The organism is Roseateles sp. P1_C1_2 (assembly GCF_056406535.1).
The window spans coordinates 104626-121934 of sequence record NZ_JBFUAB010000019.1 but is presented as its reverse complement, the minus strand read 5'-3'; the positions used below and the strand labels follow the sequence as shown (position 1 = coordinate 121934).

The following is a 17309-nucleotide window of genomic DNA, read 5'->3' as shown; positions in this document are numbered from 1 at the left end:
GCGTCAGGTCAGGCGAAGAAGTACCCCAGAGGGTGCAAAAGTACAACGGCTGCAATCACCCACGATGTCCTTCTGCTGCCGCCCATCGCCCGTGCACCGAGCCAAGCTATTCCAGCCGCAACAGCGAAAAGGACGCCGGCATACAAAGGCGTACTCGGGCCTGATATGAGCGTTGCATCACCTCGCTTGCCGCGCAAAGTCAGACCTTCGTTCAGCAACACCAGCCAGCCGGAGCAAACAAGAACCAAGAAGATGACGAAGACGACGAATCTTTCGGCAGCTTTGTCGGCGAGCGTCCGTTTCACAAGCTACGAGTCCTTCCGCCCTGCCCCCAGATAGGTCTCAATCACCCTCGGATCCGCCGCCAACTGATCCGCCGGCCCGCTGAGCCCGAACTCCCCCGTCTCCAGCACATGCCCATGATCGGCCACGCGCAGCGCGGCGCGGGCGTTCTGTTCGACGAGCAGGATGCTGACGCCACTGGCGCGCAGGTCGTCCACGATGGTGAAGATCTCGCGCACGATGAGCGGCGCGAGGCCGAGGCTGGGCTCGTCCAGCATCAAGAGTTTGGGCTGACCCATCAGCGCGCGGCCCAGGGCCAGCATCTGGCGTTCGCCGCCGGACAAGGTGCCCGCGGCCTGCTTGCTGCGCTCCTTCAAGCGCGGGAAGCGCGCGTAGACGCTTTCCATGCCGTCGCGCCACTTGCGGTCGCCCAGCTTCTTGGGCCGCCAGCCGCCGAGCAGCAGGTTGTCTTCGACCGTCATGGTGCCGAACAGCTCGCGCTTCTCGGGCACCAGGGCCAGGCCGGCGAGCACGCGCTCTTCCAGCGTCAACTTGGCGATGTCTTCGCCGGCAAAGCGCAGCGTGCTGCTGCGCGACGGGATCAGCCCCATCAGCGCGCCCAGCAGCGTCGACTTGCCCGCGCCGTTGGGGCCGATGACGGTGACGACGCTCTTCTCGGGCGCGGAGAAGCTCAGGCCATGCAGCACCTCGGCGCGGCCATAGCCGGCGTGCAGGTCGGCGACTTCGAGGAGGGCGCTCATTCATCCGCTCCCAGATAGGCCGCGCGCACCGCGGGGCTGGCCTGCACTTCGGCCGGCGTGCCGTCCATCAGATAGCGGCCGAACTCCATGACGACGATGCGGTCGGTCAGCTTCATGACGAAGTCCATGTCGTGCTCGACGAGCAGCAGCGACAGGCCCTCGGCCTTCAACTGCTTCAGCACCTCGGCGAGCGCTTCCTTTTCCTTGTGGCGCAGGCCGGCGGCGGGTTCGTCCAGCAGCAGCAGCGAGGGGTCGCTGGCGAGTGCCCGGGCGATCTCGACCAGGCGCTGCGGGCCCAGGGCCAGGTTGCCGGCCAGCTCGTGCGCCTGCTCGGCCAGGCCGATGCGGCGCAGCTGGCGCATGGCCTCGGCGCGCGCCTGCGCCTCCTCGGCCCTGTTCAGGCCGAGCATCGCGCGGACGGTGCCGCTCCTGGTGCGCAGATAGGTGCCGAGGGCGACGTTCTCCAGCACCGTCATGTCGGGCACCAGCTTCACATGTTGGAAGGTGCGGCTCAAGCCCGCGCGGGCGATGTCGCGGCTCTCGCGGCCGTCGACGCGCTGGCCCAGCAACTCGACCTCGCCGCTGGTCAGCGGCAGCACGCCGGAGACGAGGTTGAAGGTGGTGCTCTTGCCGGCGCCGTTGGGGCCGATGAGGCCGACGATGTCGCCGGCGCGGATGGTGAAGCTGATGTCGTTGACGGCAACGAGGCCACCAAAGGTCTTCCTGATCTTGCGCACGTCCAGCAGCGGCGCGCCGGGCTGCGGGTGGCTGCGCGCGCTCAGGGCCGGCACGCTCTCATCGACGGCGCGCGCGGCGCGAGCCGGCAGCCAGCGTGCGATCAGCGGCCACAGGCCATCCGGCGCGAAGCGCAGCACCAGCACCAGCACGACGCCGAAGACGATGATTTCGTAGTTGCCCGAGCCGCCAAACACCAGCGGCAGCACGACCTTGAGTTGATCCTCCGCCAGCTTCACCAGCGCCGCGCCGGTGAAGGCGCCGCCCACGGTGCCGATGCCGCCCAGCACCGCCATGAAGAGGTATTCGATGCCGAACTTGATGCCGAAGGGCGAGGGGTTCACGCTGCGCTGCATGTGGGCATACAGCCAGCCCGACACCGAAGCCAGCAGGGCCGCAACGACGAACATGATGAGCTTGTAGCGAAAGGTCGAAGCGCCCATGGCCTCGGGCATCGTCGAGCCGCCGCCGCGGTTGGTGTTGAGCGCGCGCATGATGCGGCCGGGCCGCGAGTCCAGCAGCCGCGTCACGCCCAGGGCCGCGAGCAGGGCCGCCAGCCAGATCAGCAGGTAGATGCGGCGTTCGCTCTGGAAGCTGAAGTCGCCGAGGGTGATGGCGGGCAGGCCCAGCAGGCCGTCGTACTTGCCCAGCTCTTCCAGGTTGCCAACGAGGTAGTACAGCGCCAGGCACCAGCAGATGGTGGCCAGCGGCAGGTAGTGGCCCGACATGCGCAAGGTCAGCGCACCGATGACCAGGGCCAGCACCAGCGTGACGGCGAGTCCCGCCACCAGGCCCAGCCAGGGCGACATGCCCAGCGCATTGCACAGATAGCCCGTCGCATAGGCACCCACGCCGGCAAACGCGGCCTGGCCGAAGGAGGTCAAGCCGCCGACGCCGGTCAGCAGCACCAGGCCGAGCACGACGAGGGAGAACAGGCCGATGTAGTTGAGCTGGGTGATCCAGAAGTCCGGCACCGGCGCGAAGGGCAGGACCAGCAGCACGACGGCGGCGGCGATGGACAGATGTGTGCGGTTCATGTCAGCTATCCGCTCCGCACTCGCGGCCGGGTATTGCGGGCCGAGCGCCGGGCCGCCCCCTAGCCGGCCCGCGCTGGCGATGTGCTCGCGGCTCGACGCCGCGAGCATCGCCGTCCCCTCGGGGGACCGACCAGGCCTGCCCGCGTTCAGCGGCGCAGGAGTGGGCGAGAGGCGCATGTTTCATTCAATGCTCCTCATGGTGCGGGTCCACGAAGGACCGCCAGAGGAGGATGGGCAGGATCACCGTGAAGACGATGACCTCCTTGAAGGCGCTGGCCCAGAAGGAACCGAAGCTTTCGATCAGGCCCACACCGATCGCGCCCGCCAGCGCCATCGGGAAGCTGGCCAAGCCACCGAACACCGCCGCGACAAAGCCCTTCAGGCCGATCAGGAAGCCGGTGTCGTAATAGATGGTCGTCGACGGCGAGATCAGCAGACCCGACAGCGCGCCGATGAAGGCCGCCATCGTGAAGCTCAAGGAGCCGGCGGCATCACCCGAGATGCCCATCAGCCGCGCGCCGGTGCGGTTGATCGACGTGGCGCGCAGGGCCTTGCCCATCAGCGTGCGCTCGAAGAAGAAGAACATCGCGACCAGCAGCGCGATGGAGGCGCCGAAGATGATCAGCGTCTGCCCCGTGAAGGAGAGCGGCCCGACGTCGTAACGAGCCTCCCAGAAGGCCGGCGTGCGATAGCCCTCGGCGCCGAAGAAGACCAGGCCCACGCCGGTCAGCGCGAAGTGCACGCCGACGGAGACGATCAGCAGGGTCAGCACACTGGCACCCGACAGCGCGCGATAGGCCAGGCGGTAGAGCAGCGGGCCCATGGCGGTGACGATGGCCAGCGTCAGCAGTACCTGCACGATGAGCGGTGGCTGTTGCGGCGCCATCCAACGCGCAAAGGCGGCAATCAGCAAGGGCGGATTCAGGGAGGTGAACACTCGCATGACGATGCGCCGCATCGACCAGCGCTCGCGCACCGCCTGAATCCCGTCTAGCACTGCGCCCGCCACAGCCAGTATCACCAGCAGCCAGACCGTGCCCGGCACGCGCCCCATCTGCAGCGCCGCCAGCGTCAGCGCCCCAAAGGCGACGAACTCGCCCTGCGGAATGAAGATGACGCGGGTGACCGAGAACACCAGCACGAGGGCGAGGGCGACGAGGGCGTAGATGGCCCCGTTGGTCAGGCCGTCGAGGCCGAGGATGGCGGCAATCGTGAGGTCCATGGCGGCGCGTGGTGAATGCCTGCCCATGGTATCGGCGATTTACCGACCGAACGGTCGGGAAATCACTCAGTGACGGCACCGGCGGTCTCAGTCGCCGGGTGGAAGCTGATACCAAAGCTTCGAACTGAAGGTCAATGTATCGAACCGGACCTCGAGCTTCAGCGAATGCGCATGGCAAAGTTTCGAATGCCGTGGGCCGCAAGAGGCACATGAATCGGAGGCGAAGACAAGGGTTGCCGGAGGCAGCTTTGCGGCGGAAGGCACCGCTTAGCTTCTCGCTGGGCGTCCACTGCCGGCCAGGACCTGACATCGAGCCTGTCAGGCGGCCAAGATCTTCTGGCGAACTCCGTCACCCACGATGAAGAAGCAGGAGATCGCCGCGAACATGCCGGCGTAAACAAACCAACCCTGCCAGGTCAACGGCCAGGACCAGCCCAAGCCACTTTCCTTGGCTTTGAACCAATATTTCCGTTCTGGATTCATGACGTTCTAGATCTGGATGCGTGTTCCCAGCTCGACGACGGCGTTGTCCGGCAGTCGGAAGAACTTGGCGACGCCGCTGGAGTTGCGGCTCAGCGCGGAGAAAAGGCGTTCGCGCCAGTTCGCCATGCCGCCGCCGGGCGTCGGCACCACGGTCTCGCGGCTGAGGAAGTAGCTGGTCTCGAAGGGCTCGACACGCAGACCCTTGGGCTCGCACAAGGCCAATGCGGCGGGGACGTCGGGCTCTTCCATGAAGCCGTAGTGGACAAGGACACGCCAGAAGCCGGGGGCGAGCTGGGCCAGCTCCACGCGGCCGGCCTCGTCGACGCTGGGGCGGTCGTGAAACTGCACGTTGAGGATGACGTTGGTCTCGTGCAGCACCTGGTTGTGCTTGAGGTTGTGCAGCAGGGCCTGCGGCACAAGCGTGGGGTCGGCCACGGTGTAGACGGCCGTGCGCTGGGCGCGGTGGGCACCGCCGTGGGCGAGGCTTTCGATGAAGGGCTCCAGTTCCAGGCCTTCGTTGCGCAGGCTGTCCATCAGCAGCTGACGGCCACGGGCCCAGGTGCTCATCATGACGAAGAGCATCAGCCCCAGCGCGAGCGGGAACCAGCCACCATCGAAGAACTTGATGGCGCAGCCGGCTACGAGCAGCGCGTCCACGGCCAGGAAGAACACGGTAGCGCCGATGGCCAGCGGTGCGGGCAACTTCCAACCGTCGCGGATGACGAAGAAGGTCAGCACGGTGGTGATGAGCATGGTCAGCGTCACGGCGATGCCGTAGGCGCCGGCCAGGGCCGAAGAGCTTCCGAACATGAACACGGCGCCCAGCACGCCGGCCAGCAGCGCCCAGTTGACGGCGGGCACATAGATCTGGCCCGACTCGCTGGCGGAGGTGTGGCGCATCGTGAGGCGAGGCAGGAAGCCGAGCAGGATGGCCTGCTTGGTCATGGAATAGGCGCCGGAGATGACCGCCTGCGAGGCGATGACGGCGGCCAATGCGGCGAGGCCCACCATGGGCAGCACCAGCGAGGCCGGGAAGAGGCGAAAGAAAGGGTTCTCGATGGCCGTGGGGTCACCGATCAGCAGCGCGCCTTGGCCGAGGTAGTTCAGCGCCAGCGCGGGGAATACGAGGCCCGTCCAAGCCAGGCGGATGGGCTTGACGCCGAAGTGGCCCATGTCGGCATACAGGGCCTCGGCGCCGGTCAGCGCGAGGACGATGGCGCCGATGGCCGCGAACAGATGCCAGCCGCGCTGGCTGAGGAAGGCCCAGGCCTCCAGCGGGTTGAGCGCCGCGAGGATCTGCGGCTGCTGGGCGATATGGACGACGCCAATGGCCGCCAGCACGCCGAACCACAGCACGATGACCGGGCCGAAAACCTTGCCGACTGCGGCCGTGCCGTAGCGCTGCACGACGAAGAGCCCCACGATGATGGCCGCCGAGATGGGCAGCACATAGGGCTTGAGCGTGGGCGTGACAACCTCCAGCCCCTCGATGGCGCCCATCACGGAGATGGCCGGCGTGATGACGCTGTCGCCATAGAACAGCGTGGCGCCGAACAGACCCAGCAGCAGCAGCGCGCTGCGCAGCCGGGGCCGTTGCTGCACGGCGTGCGCTGCGAGCGCGGTCAGCGCCAGGGCGCCCCCTTCGCCGCGGTTGTCGGCGCGCAGGATGAGGATGACGTACTTCAGCGTGACGACGAACATCAGCGCCCAGACGATGACCGAGGTCGCGCCAATGAGGTTGTGATTGTTCAGCGCCACGCCCGTTGCAGGCAGGAAGACTTCCTTGAGCGTGTAGAGCGGGCTGGTGCCGATGTCGCCGTAGACGACGCCGATGGCACCGAGTGTCAAGGCGGCCAGGCCGCTGCGTTTGTTTTCAATGCTCATGCGGTATGGACCCGGAGGGGATGCCGCAGTTTCGAGGTTTTCGTATAAAGAACTTATAAAGACGATCGACAGCCAACAGCAAGCTCCGAGGATCGCCGCTGCCGAGGCGGGGCGGCTGGTCGATACGACTTTGTCACCCACCCTTGGTACGTCATTGACCGCCCCAGCGCCACCGTGGTGGTTCACCTTTGAGCCAGCAGACGACGATGAGCGCCAGGCTGATCAGTACGGTGTAGGCGATGAAACCGATCAGCCCCAACCGTCCCTGAAAGATCGCACCCATGGCGACGAGCACCGCGAAGACGGTCAGGACAACCCAGCCCTGCCAGGTTCGCGGAACGCCCCAGCCCCAGCCGTAGCGCTTGGCGGGGAACCAGTAGTCAGCTTCCTTGTTCGCATGACTGTCTTTCTTTGCAGGATCTGGTGAGTGGATTCCTTACGCCATCACTGGGCGAGTCTGCCGGCGCAGCGACACCAACCCTTCTGGCTCTGAACTGAAGGCAAGCCATTGCACGTCAGTGCCACCCCTGCGCAGCACGAGCTGCCGGATCTGCAGGCTGACCACCAGCCCGACGAGCAAGGCAGCAACAAGGCCCGCGCCGGCGGCAACACACCAAAGCAGCCATGTCGCCGCGGGCATTCTCGGCGCCAGCTCGCGACCGGCAATGAAGAGCAGCGCGCCCATGCACAGCACGGCGAGTAGGACACGCATCAACAGGCCGAACACGTCGCTAGTGCGGGATGCCATGCGGGTTCAGTGCCAGTTGACGGCCAGTGCTCGCCGCGAAGAAGGTCCGAGCAGCCTCGACGTCCACTCGCTGTAGACCCGCCTCGCGATGCGATGCAGTTCGGCCACGCGTTGCGGCAGATCCTTGAGGATGAGGGCCGGCGACTGCACGGCCGGACCCTGGACGCGCGACAACTCATCGGCGCTCTGGCTGCACCAGTCACGGACGATGCCCTCGTCCACCTCAAAGTGGCATTGGAAGGCCAGGTGGGGTCCGATCTCGAATCCCTTGTTGAGGCAGTGCGGCCCATAGAGCAGGCGCCGCGCTCGAGCAGGAATCTGAAACGTTTCGTAGTGCCAGTTGAAGGCAGTGACCTCCTGGGCCTGCAGCAGCGGCCGGCCGGCCGGAGTCACCTGCAGGCGGCTCCAGCCGATGTTGGCAAAGCCGGTGCGGCTCACGCGGGCTCCCATCGCGCGAGCCAGCATCTGGCCGCCGAAGCAATGGCCCAGCATCGGTACATCGGCGTCAAGCGCACGCCGCACCAGGTCCAGCTCGGCCTCGATCCAGCCGAGCGGCTCATTCACGCTGCGGTTGCTGCCCAGCAGGACGATGCCGCTGTAGTCGCTGGCCTGATGGGGCACGAAGTCACCGTGGTCGGGCATGACGATTCGGGTGTCGATGCCAGACTGCGTCAAATGATCGAGGAGCTGCCCGGGGCGTTGGGTGCTGTCGTGCTGAAGGATGAGTACCGGTCTCATGAAGCTGGCTCACGTGCGGGTGTGCCATCTGTGGATGGAGACGCCAATCTAGGACTTCCGGTATTAGGTTCTTATAAAGATTCGAAGCCAGGATAGAAAGAACGCCTCAAGGCCGATGGCGACCGCTCAGCCGCGGACTCGCCGGGTCAGGCCTTGGGATTCAACCGGTAGCCCACGCCTGCTTCGGTGATCAGCCAGCGGGGCCGGTTGGGGTCCGCCTCGACCTTCTTGCGCAGATTGGCCATGTGGACGCGCACATAGTGCAAATCCTCCATGTGGTCCGGCCCCCAGACTGCCTTCAGCAGGTGCTGGTAGGTCAGCACGCGGCCGGGTGCCGCACAGAACTCCTGCAGCAGCCGGTACTCGATGGGCGTGAGATGCAGGCGTTGTCCATCGCGGCTCACGTGTCGAAGGCTCCGATCCACCACGATGTCCCCGAAGCTGAACACCGGGTCTCCATCGTTGCCCGCGCCACCGTGCCGGCGCAGTTGCACCCTCACGCGCGCGAGCAGCTCGGCCACACCGAAAGGCTTCACGAGATAGTCGTCGGCGCCAGCGTCCAAAGCCTGGACCTTGCGCTCCTCGCCCTCGCGGGCCGAGAGCACGAGGATGGGCGCGCTCGACCAACCACGGAACTCACGGATGAAGTCCAGGCCGTCCCCGTCGGGAAGGCCCAGGTCCAGCACAACCAGCTCGGGCCGGCGAGTAGCCGAGTCGATGAGCCCGCGTTGCAGCGTCCCCGCCTCGAAGACCTCCAGGCCTTCGCTTTCCAGCGCCATGCGAACGAAACGCCGGATCTCCGGCTCGTCTTCGATCATCAACACGCGTGCCGCAGCCATTCATGCCTCCTTCACTGATGCCGGAGGCTGGCCGAGAGGAAGCTCGACCCGCACGCAGGCGCCGCCACGGGCGACATTGTGGGCAGTGATACGCCCGCCGTGTGCTTCGACAATGGCTTTGCAGATGGCCAGCCCCAGGCCCACGCCGGGCGTCGCGCTCTCGCGGTCGCCACGCTCGAACTTGTCGAAGAGCTGAGTCTCGCGGCCGGCAGGGAAGCCCGGACCGGAGTCCGCCACGTCGATTTCCAGTTGTCGGCCCGCGACGCGAGCGCCAATACGGATGGGGCTGCCCGGCGGTGTGTACTTGGCCGCGTTCTCCAGCAGGTTGACCAGGACGCGCTCGATCAGCACCGCATCCAACTGGACCAACGGAAGATCCGTCGGCAGATCAACTGCAACCTCACGACCCGCAAGCACTTCGTCCAAGCTCGCCAACGTCGTGCCGACGACTTCCTGCAGTGGCATCCACTGGCGATTCAACTGCACGCTGCCGGACTGGAGCCTGGCCATGTCGAGCAGGTTGCTGACCAGCGCACTCATGCGCAAGGATGAACGGCGCATGGCCTCGGCCACCTCGGCCTGGGCTGGGCTCAGGGTGGGCGGAGCGAGCTTGAGCGCGTCCGCGAGGCCCACCAGGGCGGCCAGTGGTGTGCGCAGGTCGTGGGAAATGGCAGTCAGCAGCGAATTGCGCAGCCGCTCGGATTCGATCTGCAGCGTGCTGTGCTGAGCCACCTCGATGTAGTGGATGCGCTCCAACGAAATGGCCAACAGCGAGGCGCAGGTATCCAACAACTCTCGCTCATCCGGCAACCAGCGCCGGCCCGTGCTTTCCACGGCAAGCACGCCACGCAGCCGCATCGGGGCCGTCAACGGCAGCATCAGGCAGGCGCTGGCGGGCAAGGTGTCCGTGCCCTGTCCCGCGGGCTGGCCATGATCAAAGGCCCACTGGGCAACGCCCAGATCCGGCTGGGCGCTGGCGCCAGGCAGCACGGCCAGCACCTCGCGCCCGGTCGATGCCACCAGCGGCGGCGCCAGCACCGCTGAGGCGATGCCAAACTCCGCGCGCAGGAATCGCGCCGCGATCTCCGCCACCTGTTCGGGGACGAGGGCGGCGCCCAGGTCCCGCGACATGGCGTACAGCCCGCGCACACGGCGCTCGCGCTCCTGGGCCGCCTTGGCCTGGGCCTGCAGTCCAGCCGCCAGTTGACCGATGACCAGGCCGACGAGCAGCAGCACTGCGAAGGTGACCAGGTACTGTGCATCGGTCACGGCGAAAGACCAGCGGGGCTCGACGAAGACAAAGTCGAAGGCCGCCACGCCGAGAAGCGCCGACAGCGCGGCCGGCGCTCTACCGAACCTCAGAGCAACGCCAACGACGTTGAGCAGATACAGCATCGCGATGTTGGTCGGCGCGATGAACTCCAGCAACACCTGCACGATCAGCGTGGTCAAACCAACACCGACGAAGGACGCCGCATAGCCCCGCAGCGCGTGCGGTGCCAACCACCCACGCGCCTGCTGTACGGGTGCTTCACGCTCGCGCGTCGCGGTAGGCAGCGCCACCTGCAGCACGTCCATCTCTTGCGCTTGCCGATTCAAAGCCTCGGCCAACGAAGGCCGGCCGGGCCAGCGCCAGGCGTTCTCGCGGCGCCCGACGACCAGGCGCGACAGGTTGTGCTCGCGCGCATAGCCGACGAGGGCCGCCGCGACCTCGGGCGCCGAAAGCACGGCCGTGCGGGCACCGAGAGATTTGGCCAATTCGAGCGTCCGCTGCACCCTGAGCCGCGCCGCGTCGCCCAGCGCACGTGCCGTCTCCACATGCACGGCGTGCCAATCCAGCCCGAGCTGCTGGGCCAGCCGCGCGGCACTGCGCACGACCTTGTCGCTCGCGGCGCCGGGGCCGACACAGGCCAACAGCGATTCGCGATTGGGCCAGACCGCAGCAGCGCTGTGCTCGCGCCGGTAGGCCTGCATCTGGTCGTCCACGCGGTCGGCCGTGCGGCGCAAGGCCAGCTCTCGCAGCGCGAGCAGGTTGCCCTTGCGGAAGAAGTTCCTCGACGCGCGCTCGGCCTGGGCCGGCAGATAGACCTTGCCCTCCTTCAGCCGCTGCAACAGCTCGTCAGGCGGCAGGTCGACGACGACCACCTCATCGGCTTCGTCGAACACCTTGTCCGGCAAGGTCTCCCAGACGCGGATGCCGGTGATGCCGCCCACGACGTCGTTCAGGCTCTCGAGGTGCTGGACGTTCAGGGTGGTCCAGACCTCGACACCCGCCTCGCGCAGCTCCAGCGCGTCCTGCCAGCGCTTGGCATGGCGAGAGCCGGGTGCATTGCTGTGCGCGAGTTCGTCCAGCAGCAGCACGCCACCGGGCTCCTCGTGCCCCCAGGCCAGAGCGGCGTCGAGGTCGAACTCGCGCAGCGTCTGGCCGCGGTGTTCAATCTCCTTCAGCGCCAGGCGCTGCAGATCCCGCGCGATGGCCTCGGTGTCGGCACGGCCATGCGTCTCCACGACGCCCACCCGCACCGGCCGGCCCTGCAGCTTGGCCGCGTGGGCCGCTGCCAGCATGGCAAACGTCTTGCCGACGCCCGCATTCGCCCCGAAGAAGATCTTCAGCCGGCCACGCTTCGCGGCGGCTTCATCGAGCTGCACTTTGGCCAGCAAGGCATCAGGGTCGGGGCGCGTATCGGTCACGGCAGGGTCACAGCCTTTTTGGCGGCTCGGGGCGCTCGAAGCCCCGGGAAATCGTTGTTCATGACGCGCGTGAAACGCGCTTCTTCCTGGCACGAACGTCGCGTCGTGCCATCCATTCCATCACCCCCCAGACCGCTGCGAGCGGGAGGGCAACGACGCCCATCGCCAGCAGCGCGTACAGGTAGTCCACCGTCGCGCCTCAGCGAGCGGCCGCCGGTGCAGCCAACGCATCCAGTGCGAGGTTGAGTCGCAGCACGTGGACGCGCGGTTCGCCAACGAAGCCCAGCCAGCGGCCCTCGGTGTGCAGTTCCACGAGTGCCTGCACCTTCTCGACCGGCAGACCGCGCACACGGGCCACGCGGGCGACTTGATAGTCCGCTGCGGCGCGGCTGACGTGCGGGTCCAGGCCGCTGGCCGACGTCGTCACCAGGTCCACCGGCACGGGCTTGGTGTTGCCCGGGTCGGCGGCGCGCAGCGCTTCCACGCGCGCCTTGACGGCGTCCACCAGGGCCGGTGCGGTCGGCGAAAGGTTGGACCCGCCCGAGTTGCCGGCGTTGTAGGGCATGGGGCCGGTGGCCGACGGGCGGCTCCAGAAGTGGCCGGGGTCGGCGAAGGTCTGGCCGATCAGCGCTGAGCCGACGGTCTTGCCGTCATGGACGATGAGGCTGCCGTTCGCTTGACTCGGGAAGATCGACTGGGCCACGCCGGTGACAACCAGCGGGTAGGCCAGGCCGGTCACCAGGCTCAGCACGACGAACAGCGTCAACGCGGGGCGCCACAGCGGCACTTCCGTCGTGGCGGCCGTGGTGGCGGGAGTGGAAAGAGTCGTGGTCATGACGAAACTCCTGTTCAGAAGGTCTTCTTCAGGCCGACCACCAGCGTGGTCTTGCCCAAGAACTTGCCGTTGGCCGGGCTGGCGTAGAAGGTCTTGTCGGCATCGGTGCCGACGACGGCACCGCTCAGCACCAGACCAGAGAAGTCCTTGGCCAGCGTCAGCGAGTAGTCCGTGTACGAGCCCACCGCCAGATGCTTGATGGTTTGATGGCCGACGTGGGGCGACAGCGTGATGCCCTGAATGCCCACGTCCGCGAGGTCGAAGTTGGCCGTCACGTCGAAGTAGCCGCTGTTCTTGCTATTGACGTTGCCGAACAGGTTGGTCGTGCTGTGCGAGTACTTGGCCGTGACGGGGCCGTAGGTCAGCGCACCGTAGACCTCGAAGGTGTTGGCATTGGCGAAGCCGGGCACGTTCTTGAGCTTGTTGCTCGGGTAGAGGTAATACAGGCCACCGACGTCCAGCGTCAGGCCCTTGGCCACCTCGGTCTTGTAGCCGCCGTAGAGGTCAATCTCGACATCGCCGCCGCCGCCGGGGATGTCCTTGATCCACTTGATGGTCGACGCCCAGGTGCCGACGTAGAAACCACTCGGGGCCGCGTAGTCGATGCCGCCCTGCAGAGCAGGCTTCAGGCGGGTCTGGGAAATGCCGCGGTAGCGGTATTCGCTGACGGCGCCGACGTTGAACGACAGCGGGTCAGCCGGCGCCGCGGCCTCCTCGGCAAAGGCGGGACCGGCGGCGGCGAGGACGAGCAGGGAAACGAGAGTTTTCATGATGGGGGGAGAGAGATAGCGACGCTCAGGCAAGGCCGAGCGCAACAAGGATGAGGTCGATGGCTTTGATGCCGATGAAGGGCACGATGACGCCGCCCAGGCCGTAGACCAGCAAGTTGCGGCGCAGCAGCGCAGCGGCGCCGATGGCGCGATAGCGCACGCCCTTGAGGGCCAGCGGGATCAGCACGACGATGATCAACGCGTTGAAGATGACCGCGCTCAAGATGGCCGAGTTGGGGCTGGCCAGGCGCATCACGTTGAGCGCCGCCAGTTGCGGGTAGGTCGACACGAAGGCCGCCGGCAGCACGGCGAAGTACTTGGCCAGGTCGTTGGCGATGGAGAACGTCGTCAGCGAGCCGCGCGTCATCAGCATCTGCTTGCCGGTCTCGACAACCTCGATGAGCTTGGTCGGATTGCTGTCGAGGTCGACCATGTTGCCGGCCTCCTTGGCAGCCTGTGTGCCGGTATTCATCGCCACGGCCACGTCGGCCTGGGCCAGGGCCGGCGCGTCGTTGGTGCCGTCGCCCGTCATGGCCACGAGGCGGCCCTGGGCCTGGTACTCGCGGATCAGTGTCAGCTTGGCTTCGGGTGTGGCTTCGGCGAGGAAGTCGTCCACGCCGGCCTCGGCGGCTATTGCCGCGGCCGTCAGCCGGTTGTCACCCGTGATCATGACGGTCTTGATGCCCATGCGGCGCAGTTGCGCAAAGCGCTCCTTGATGCCGGGCTTGACGATGTCCTTCAGCTCGACGACGCCAAGCACCTGAGCATCGTCGGCGACGACCAGCGGCGTGCTGCCGCGGCGTGCGGCCTCGTCGACCGCGGACTGCACGCTGGTGGGCCAGCGGCCGCCCAGGGCCTCGACGTGGGCACGAACCGCGCTGCCGGCGCCCTTGCGGATCTGCCGGGCGCCGAGGTCCACGCCGCTCATGCGCGTCTGGGCCGTGAAGGGCACGAAGACGCTGTGCTCTGCAGCTGCGGCCTTGGCACCGAACTTGCGCTCGGCGAGCGCCACGATGCTGCGGCCCTCGGGCGTTTCATCGGCGAGCGAGGCCAGCCGAGCCACCTCGGCCAGTTGGGCTTCACTGGCGCCGTCCACGGGCCAGAAGGCATCGGCCTGACGGTTGCCGAGCGTGATGGTGCCGGTCTTGTCCAGCAGGAGCACATCCACGTCACCGGCAGCCTCGACGGCGCGGCCCGAGGTCGCGATGACATTGGCCTGCAGCATGCGGCTCATGCCCGCCACACCCACGGCCGACAGCAGGCCGGCAATGGTCGTCGGGATCAGGCAGACCAGCAGCGCGACCAGCACGACGAGGCTGACCGGCTGGCCCGCACCCGCCACGGCCACGCTGAACTGCGAGAACGGCAGCAGCGTGGCGCAGACGCCCAGGAACACCAGGGTCAGCGCGACCAGCAGGATGGTCAGCGCGATCTCGTTGGGCGTGCGCTTGCGCTGCGCGCCTTCGACCATGGCGATCATGCGGTCGACGAAGGTCTCGCCCGGGTTGACGGCGACGCGGGCAACGACCCAGTCCGACAGCACGCGGGTGCCGCCGGTCAGCGCCGAGAAGTCGCCGCCGCTCTCGCGGATGACGGGGGCGGATTCACCGGTGATGGCGCTTTCGTCCACTGACGCCACGCCGTCCACGACCTCGGCATCGGCCGGCACGACGTCACCGGTCTCGATGATCACCCACTCGCCCTTGCGCAGCGTGCTGGCCTCGCGGGGATGCCATTTCAGGCCTTCGCGGGCCGTGCCGGGCTTCCAGCCGTCGATGACCTTGGCCCAGGTCTCCTTCTTCAGGCCGCGCAGCGACGCGGCCTGGGCCTTGCTGCGCCCCTCAGCCAGCGCTTCGGCGAAGTTGGCAAACAGCACGGTGAACCACAGCCACACCGTCACGGCGATGACGAAGCCGTTCGGTTGCGCGATAGACAGTGCCGTCGTCAGCAGGCTACCCAGGTAGACCACGAACATGACTGGGTTGCGCAGCTGCGTGCGCGGGTCCAGCTTGGCAAAGGATTCGCCCAAGGCCTGGCGAGCCAGCTTGGAATCGAACAGGGAAAAACCAGCGCGACTCTCAAGAGAGCGACGGGCCGCTCCCGAGCTCTCTTGACCCCCTTGGGGGGCCTGGCGCGCAGCGACAGGTTTGGGGGCACTCATGACTTGCTCCAAAGGATCAGGTGATCGACGACGGGCCCCAGGGCCAGCGCCGGCACGTAGTTCAGAAGGCCGACCAGCAGCACGACGCCGATCAGCAGCGCGATGAACAGCGGGCCATGCGTGGGCAAGGTGCCCTCGCCGGGCGCCAGGCGCTTCTTGCCCACCAGCGAGCCGGCCATGGCCAGTACCGGCACGATGACGCCGAAGCGGCCGATCCACATGACGAAGCCCAGCAGCAGGTTGTAGAAGGGCGTGTTCGTCGACAGGCCTCCAAAGGCGCTGCCGTTGTTGTTGCCGGCGGACGAGAGCGCGTACAGCACCTCGCTGAAGCCGTGCGCGCCAGGCGCCGCGATGCCGGCCTTGCCGGGTTCCATGATGACGGCCAGGGCCGTGCCGATCAGCACCGCCAGCGGCGTCAGCAGGATGGCCAGCGACACCATCTTCATCTCATGGGCTTCGATCTTCTTGCCCATGTATTCCGGCGTGCGGCCGATCATCAGCCCCGCGACGAAGACGGACAGGATGGCGAACACCAGCATGCCGTACAGGCCCGCGCCGACGCCGCCGAAGACCACTTCGCCGAGCTGCATCATGACCATGGGGACGGCGCCGCCCAGCGGCGTGAAGCTGTCGTGCCAGGCGTTGATGGCGCCGCAGCTCGCCGACGTCGTGATGACGGCAAAGAGCGACGAGGCCTCGATGCCGAAGCGCACTTCCTTGCCTTCCATGTTGCCGCCCGACTGGCCGGCACTGGCCACGGCATCGACGCCCAGCTTCGTGAATTGCGGGTTCCCGGCCTGCTCAGCTGCCGTCGCGATGACGACCGCGACGACGAAAATCGCCGTCATCGCGCCCAGCAGCGCCCACCCTTGGCGCATGTCGCCCACCTGGCGGCCCATGACGAAGCACAGCGCGGCCGGAATCAGGAAGATCGACAGCATCTGCAGCGCATTCGTCGCCGCGCTCGGGTTCTCGAAGGGATGAGCCGAGTTGGCGTTGAAGAAGCCGCCACCGTTGGTACCCAGCATCTTGATGGCGAGCTGGGAGGCGACGGGGCCGACGGCGATGCTCTGGCTCTGGCCGGACTTGTCCTCCATGACGGGTTGGCCGTCGGCGCCCTTGAGCGGTTGGCCGGCCTCGTCGAGCTTCGGCTCCTGCCAGCTCTGCGCCTCGACGGTCGTCACGTCCTGGTAGGGCTTGAACGTCTGCACGACGCCCATGCCGGCCAGCACGAGAGCGAAGACGAGGGACAGCGGCAGCAGCACCCACAGCGTCGCGCGGGTGAGGTCGGTCCAGATGTTGCCGATGGCCTTGCCGCTGTGACGGGCAAAGCCCCGCAGCAGTGCGATGACGACGGCGATGCCGGTGGCTGCGGAGAAGAAGTTCTGCACCGTCAGCGCGAGCATCTGCGTCAGATAACTCATCGTCGTCTCGCCGCCATAGCCCTGCCAGTTCGTGTTGGTCACGAAGCTGACGGCGGTGTTGAAGGCCGAGTCCGGCGTGACCGCGCCCATGGCCTGCGGGTTCAGCGGCAGATACTGCTGCAGGCGCTGCAGCGCATAGACGGCCACAACACCCAGCCCGTTGAAGATCAACAGGCCCAGCGTGTAACGCAGCCAGCCCTGCTCGGCGTCGGCATTCACGCCGGCCAGCCTCAGCAGGCCGCGTTCGGCGCGGCGCAGCCACTCTATGCGGCCTTCCATGGCCGCATGAATCCAGCGCGCGAGCGGCCAGGCCAAGGCCAGCAGCACGACGAGGAAGGCGATCAGTTGAATCCAGGCGGAGGTGTTCATGTCAGATCCTCCGGAAACAGCAGGGCCCAGAACAGGTAGATCACGAGCACGATCACCAGTCCAGCCGAAACCCATTCAAAAACGCTCATGCGCGGCCTCCGTTGCGTTGACCGCGAAGACGCTCGCAGCCCCAAGCCGCCAGCGCCGTCACGAGGGCGAGGGCGACGCCCAGACCCAGAAAAACGATGTCCATGACACCTCCTATTGATGGGAGGAATTCTGGGAAATAGGACGTCAAAACGCTGAATAGATCAGCGCCGTCCATATCAAGATCGCATCAAGAAGCCGCCGGCAACCCTGTCCGTCAGAGCAGAAATCGGGCCGAGAGCC

General features: G+C 66.8%; 16 protein-coding genes. All 16 read right to left on the bottom strand.

What is annotated here, in order from left to right; translation table 11 throughout:
* Nucleotides 1-8 precede the first annotated feature (8 nt).
* On the bottom strand, nt 9-305 hold the full coding sequence (locus AC1D2H_RS19635) for a hypothetical protein (protein ID WP_478012138.1): 297 nt from the start codon (nt 303-305) through the stop codon (nt 9-11).
* A 3-nt stretch (nt 306-308) separates the two neighbouring features.
* Nucleotides 309-1043 (bottom strand): ABC transporter ATP-binding protein, encoded by a 735-nt coding sequence (locus tag AC1D2H_RS19630; protein WP_478012137.1) that lies wholly within the window; start codon nt 1041-1043, stop codon nt 309-311.
* Nucleotides 1040-2815 (bottom strand): branched-chain amino acid ABC transporter ATP-binding protein/permease, encoded by a 1776-nt coding sequence (locus tag AC1D2H_RS19625; protein WP_478012136.1) that lies wholly within the window; start codon nt 2813-2815, stop codon nt 1040-1042. The genes AC1D2H_RS19630 and AC1D2H_RS19625 overlap by 4 nt, the downstream gene beginning before the upstream one ends.
* Before the next feature lie 184 nt (nt 2816-2999).
* Nucleotides 3000-4037 (bottom strand): branched-chain amino acid ABC transporter permease, encoded by a 1038-nt coding sequence (locus AC1D2H_RS19620; RefSeq protein ID WP_478012135.1) that lies wholly within the window; start codon nt 4035-4037, stop codon nt 3000-3002.
* A gap of 318 nt (nt 4038-4355) precedes the next feature.
* The gene (locus AC1D2H_RS19615) at nt 4356-4520 is read right to left on the bottom strand and encodes a hypothetical protein (RefSeq protein WP_478012134.1); all 165 of its coding nucleotides are present in this window, start codon (nt 4518-4520) and stop codon (nt 4356-4358) included.
* 6 nt (nt 4521-4526) lie between these two features.
* On the bottom strand, nt 4527-6404 hold the full coding sequence (locus AC1D2H_RS19610; protein WP_477931865.1) for a potassium transporter Kup: 1878 nt from the start codon (nt 6402-6404) through the stop codon (nt 4527-4529).
* Nucleotides 6405-6555: 151 nt separating this feature from the next.
* On the bottom strand, nt 6556-6837 hold the full coding sequence (locus AC1D2H_RS19605; protein WP_478012173.1) for a hypothetical protein: 282 nt from the start codon (nt 6835-6837) through the stop codon (nt 6556-6558).
* Between the two features lie 3 nt (nt 6838-6840).
* Nucleotides 6841-7131: a hypothetical protein gene (locus AC1D2H_RS19600; protein ID WP_478012133.1), complete on the bottom strand. Its 291-nt coding sequence runs from the start codon at nt 7129-7131 to the stop codon at nt 6841-6843.
* Nucleotides 7132-7158: 27 nt separating this feature from the next.
* The gene (locus AC1D2H_RS19595) at nt 7159-7890 is read right to left on the bottom strand and encodes a type 1 glutamine amidotransferase (protein WP_478012132.1); all 732 of its coding nucleotides are present in this window, start codon (nt 7888-7890) and stop codon (nt 7159-7161) included.
* Nucleotides 7891-8036: 146 nt separating this feature from the next.
* Nucleotides 8037-8729 (bottom strand): response regulator, encoded by a 693-nt coding sequence (locus AC1D2H_RS19590; protein ID WP_478012131.1) that lies wholly within the window; start codon nt 8727-8729, stop codon nt 8037-8039.
* Entirely contained in the window at nt 8730-11420 is a 2691-nt protein-coding gene (locus tag AC1D2H_RS19585) for a DUF4118 domain-containing protein (protein ID WP_478012130.1), read from the bottom strand.
* 199 nt (nt 11421-11619) lie between these two features.
* Entirely contained in the window at nt 11620-12255 is a 636-nt protein-coding gene (gene kdpC / locus AC1D2H_RS19580; RefSeq protein WP_478012129.1) for a potassium-transporting ATPase subunit KdpC, read from the bottom strand.
* Between the two features lie 14 nt (nt 12256-12269).
* The gene (locus AC1D2H_RS19575; RefSeq protein ID WP_478012128.1) at nt 12270-13025 is read right to left on the bottom strand and encodes a TorF family putative porin; all 756 of its coding nucleotides are present in this window, start codon (nt 13023-13025) and stop codon (nt 12270-12272) included.
* Nucleotides 13026-13050: 25 nt separating this feature from the next.
* Nucleotides 13051-15186, bottom strand: a complete 2136-nt coding sequence (gene kdpB, locus AC1D2H_RS19570; RefSeq protein ID WP_478012127.1) for a potassium-transporting ATPase subunit KdpB — start codon at nt 15184-15186, stop codon at nt 13051-13053.
* Nucleotides 15183-16979 carry a potassium-transporting ATPase subunit KdpA gene (gene kdpA / locus AC1D2H_RS19565; protein WP_478012126.1) on the bottom strand — a complete coding sequence of 599 codons (1797 nt, stop codon included), beginning with the start codon at nt 16977-16979 and terminating at the stop codon, nt 15183-15185. Before kdpA ends, kdpB begins: the two co-directional genes overlap by 4 nt.
* Nucleotides 16976-17068, bottom strand: coding sequence for a potassium-transporting ATPase subunit F (locus AC1D2H_RS19560; RefSeq protein WP_477931875.1), 93 nt, complete (start codon nt 17066-17068; stop codon nt 16976-16978). Before AC1D2H_RS19560 ends, kdpA begins: the two co-directional genes overlap by 4 nt.
* Nucleotides 17069-17309: the final 241 nt, after the last annotated feature.

What these genes read in the sequence shown, in the direction of transcription:
- AC1D2H_RS19630 (WP_478012137.1), bottom strand. Translation starts at nt 1,043, where the DNA reads ATGAGCGCCCTCCTCGAAGTCGCCGACCTGCACGCCGGCTATGGCCGC.
- AC1D2H_RS19625 (WP_478012136.1), bottom strand. Translation starts at nt 2,815, where the DNA reads ATGAACCGCACACATCTGTCCATCGCCGCCGCCGTCGTGCTGCTGGTC.
- AC1D2H_RS19620 (WP_478012135.1), bottom strand. Translation starts at nt 4,037, where the DNA reads ATGGACCTCACGATTGCCGCCATCCTCGGCCTCGACGGCCTGACCAAC.
- AC1D2H_RS19615 (WP_478012134.1), bottom strand. Translation starts at nt 4,520, where the DNA reads ATGAATCCAGAACGGAAATATTGGTTCAAAGCCAAGGAAAGTGGCTTG.
- AC1D2H_RS19610 (WP_477931865.1), bottom strand. Translation starts at nt 6,404, where the DNA reads ATGAGCATTGAAAACAAACGCAGCGGCCTGGCCGCCTTGACACTCGGT.
- AC1D2H_RS19595 (WP_478012132.1), bottom strand. Translation starts at nt 7,890, where the DNA reads ATGAGACCGGTACTCATCCTTCAGCACGACAGCACCCAACGCCCCGGG.
- AC1D2H_RS19590 (WP_478012131.1), bottom strand. Translation starts at nt 8,729, where the DNA reads ATGGCTGCGGCACGCGTGTTGATGATCGAAGACGAGCCGGAGATCCGG.
- kdpC (WP_478012129.1), bottom strand. Translation starts at nt 12,255, where the DNA reads ATGACCACGACTCTTTCCACTCCCGCCACCACGGCCGCCACGACGGAA.
- AC1D2H_RS19575 (WP_478012128.1), bottom strand. Translation starts at nt 13,025, where the DNA reads ATGAAAACTCTCGTTTCCCTGCTCGTCCTCGCCGCCGCCGGTCCCGCC.
- kdpB (WP_478012127.1), bottom strand. Translation starts at nt 15,186, where the DNA reads ATGAGTGCCCCCAAACCTGTCGCTGCGCGCCAGGCCCCCCAAGGGGGT.
- kdpA (WP_478012126.1), bottom strand. Translation starts at nt 16,979, where the DNA reads ATGAACACCTCCGCCTGGATTCAACTGATCGCCTTCCTCGTCGTGCTG.
- AC1D2H_RS19560 (WP_477931875.1), bottom strand. Translation starts at nt 17,068, where the DNA reads ATGAGCGTTTTTGAATGGGTTTCGGCTGGACTGGTGATCGTGCTCGTG.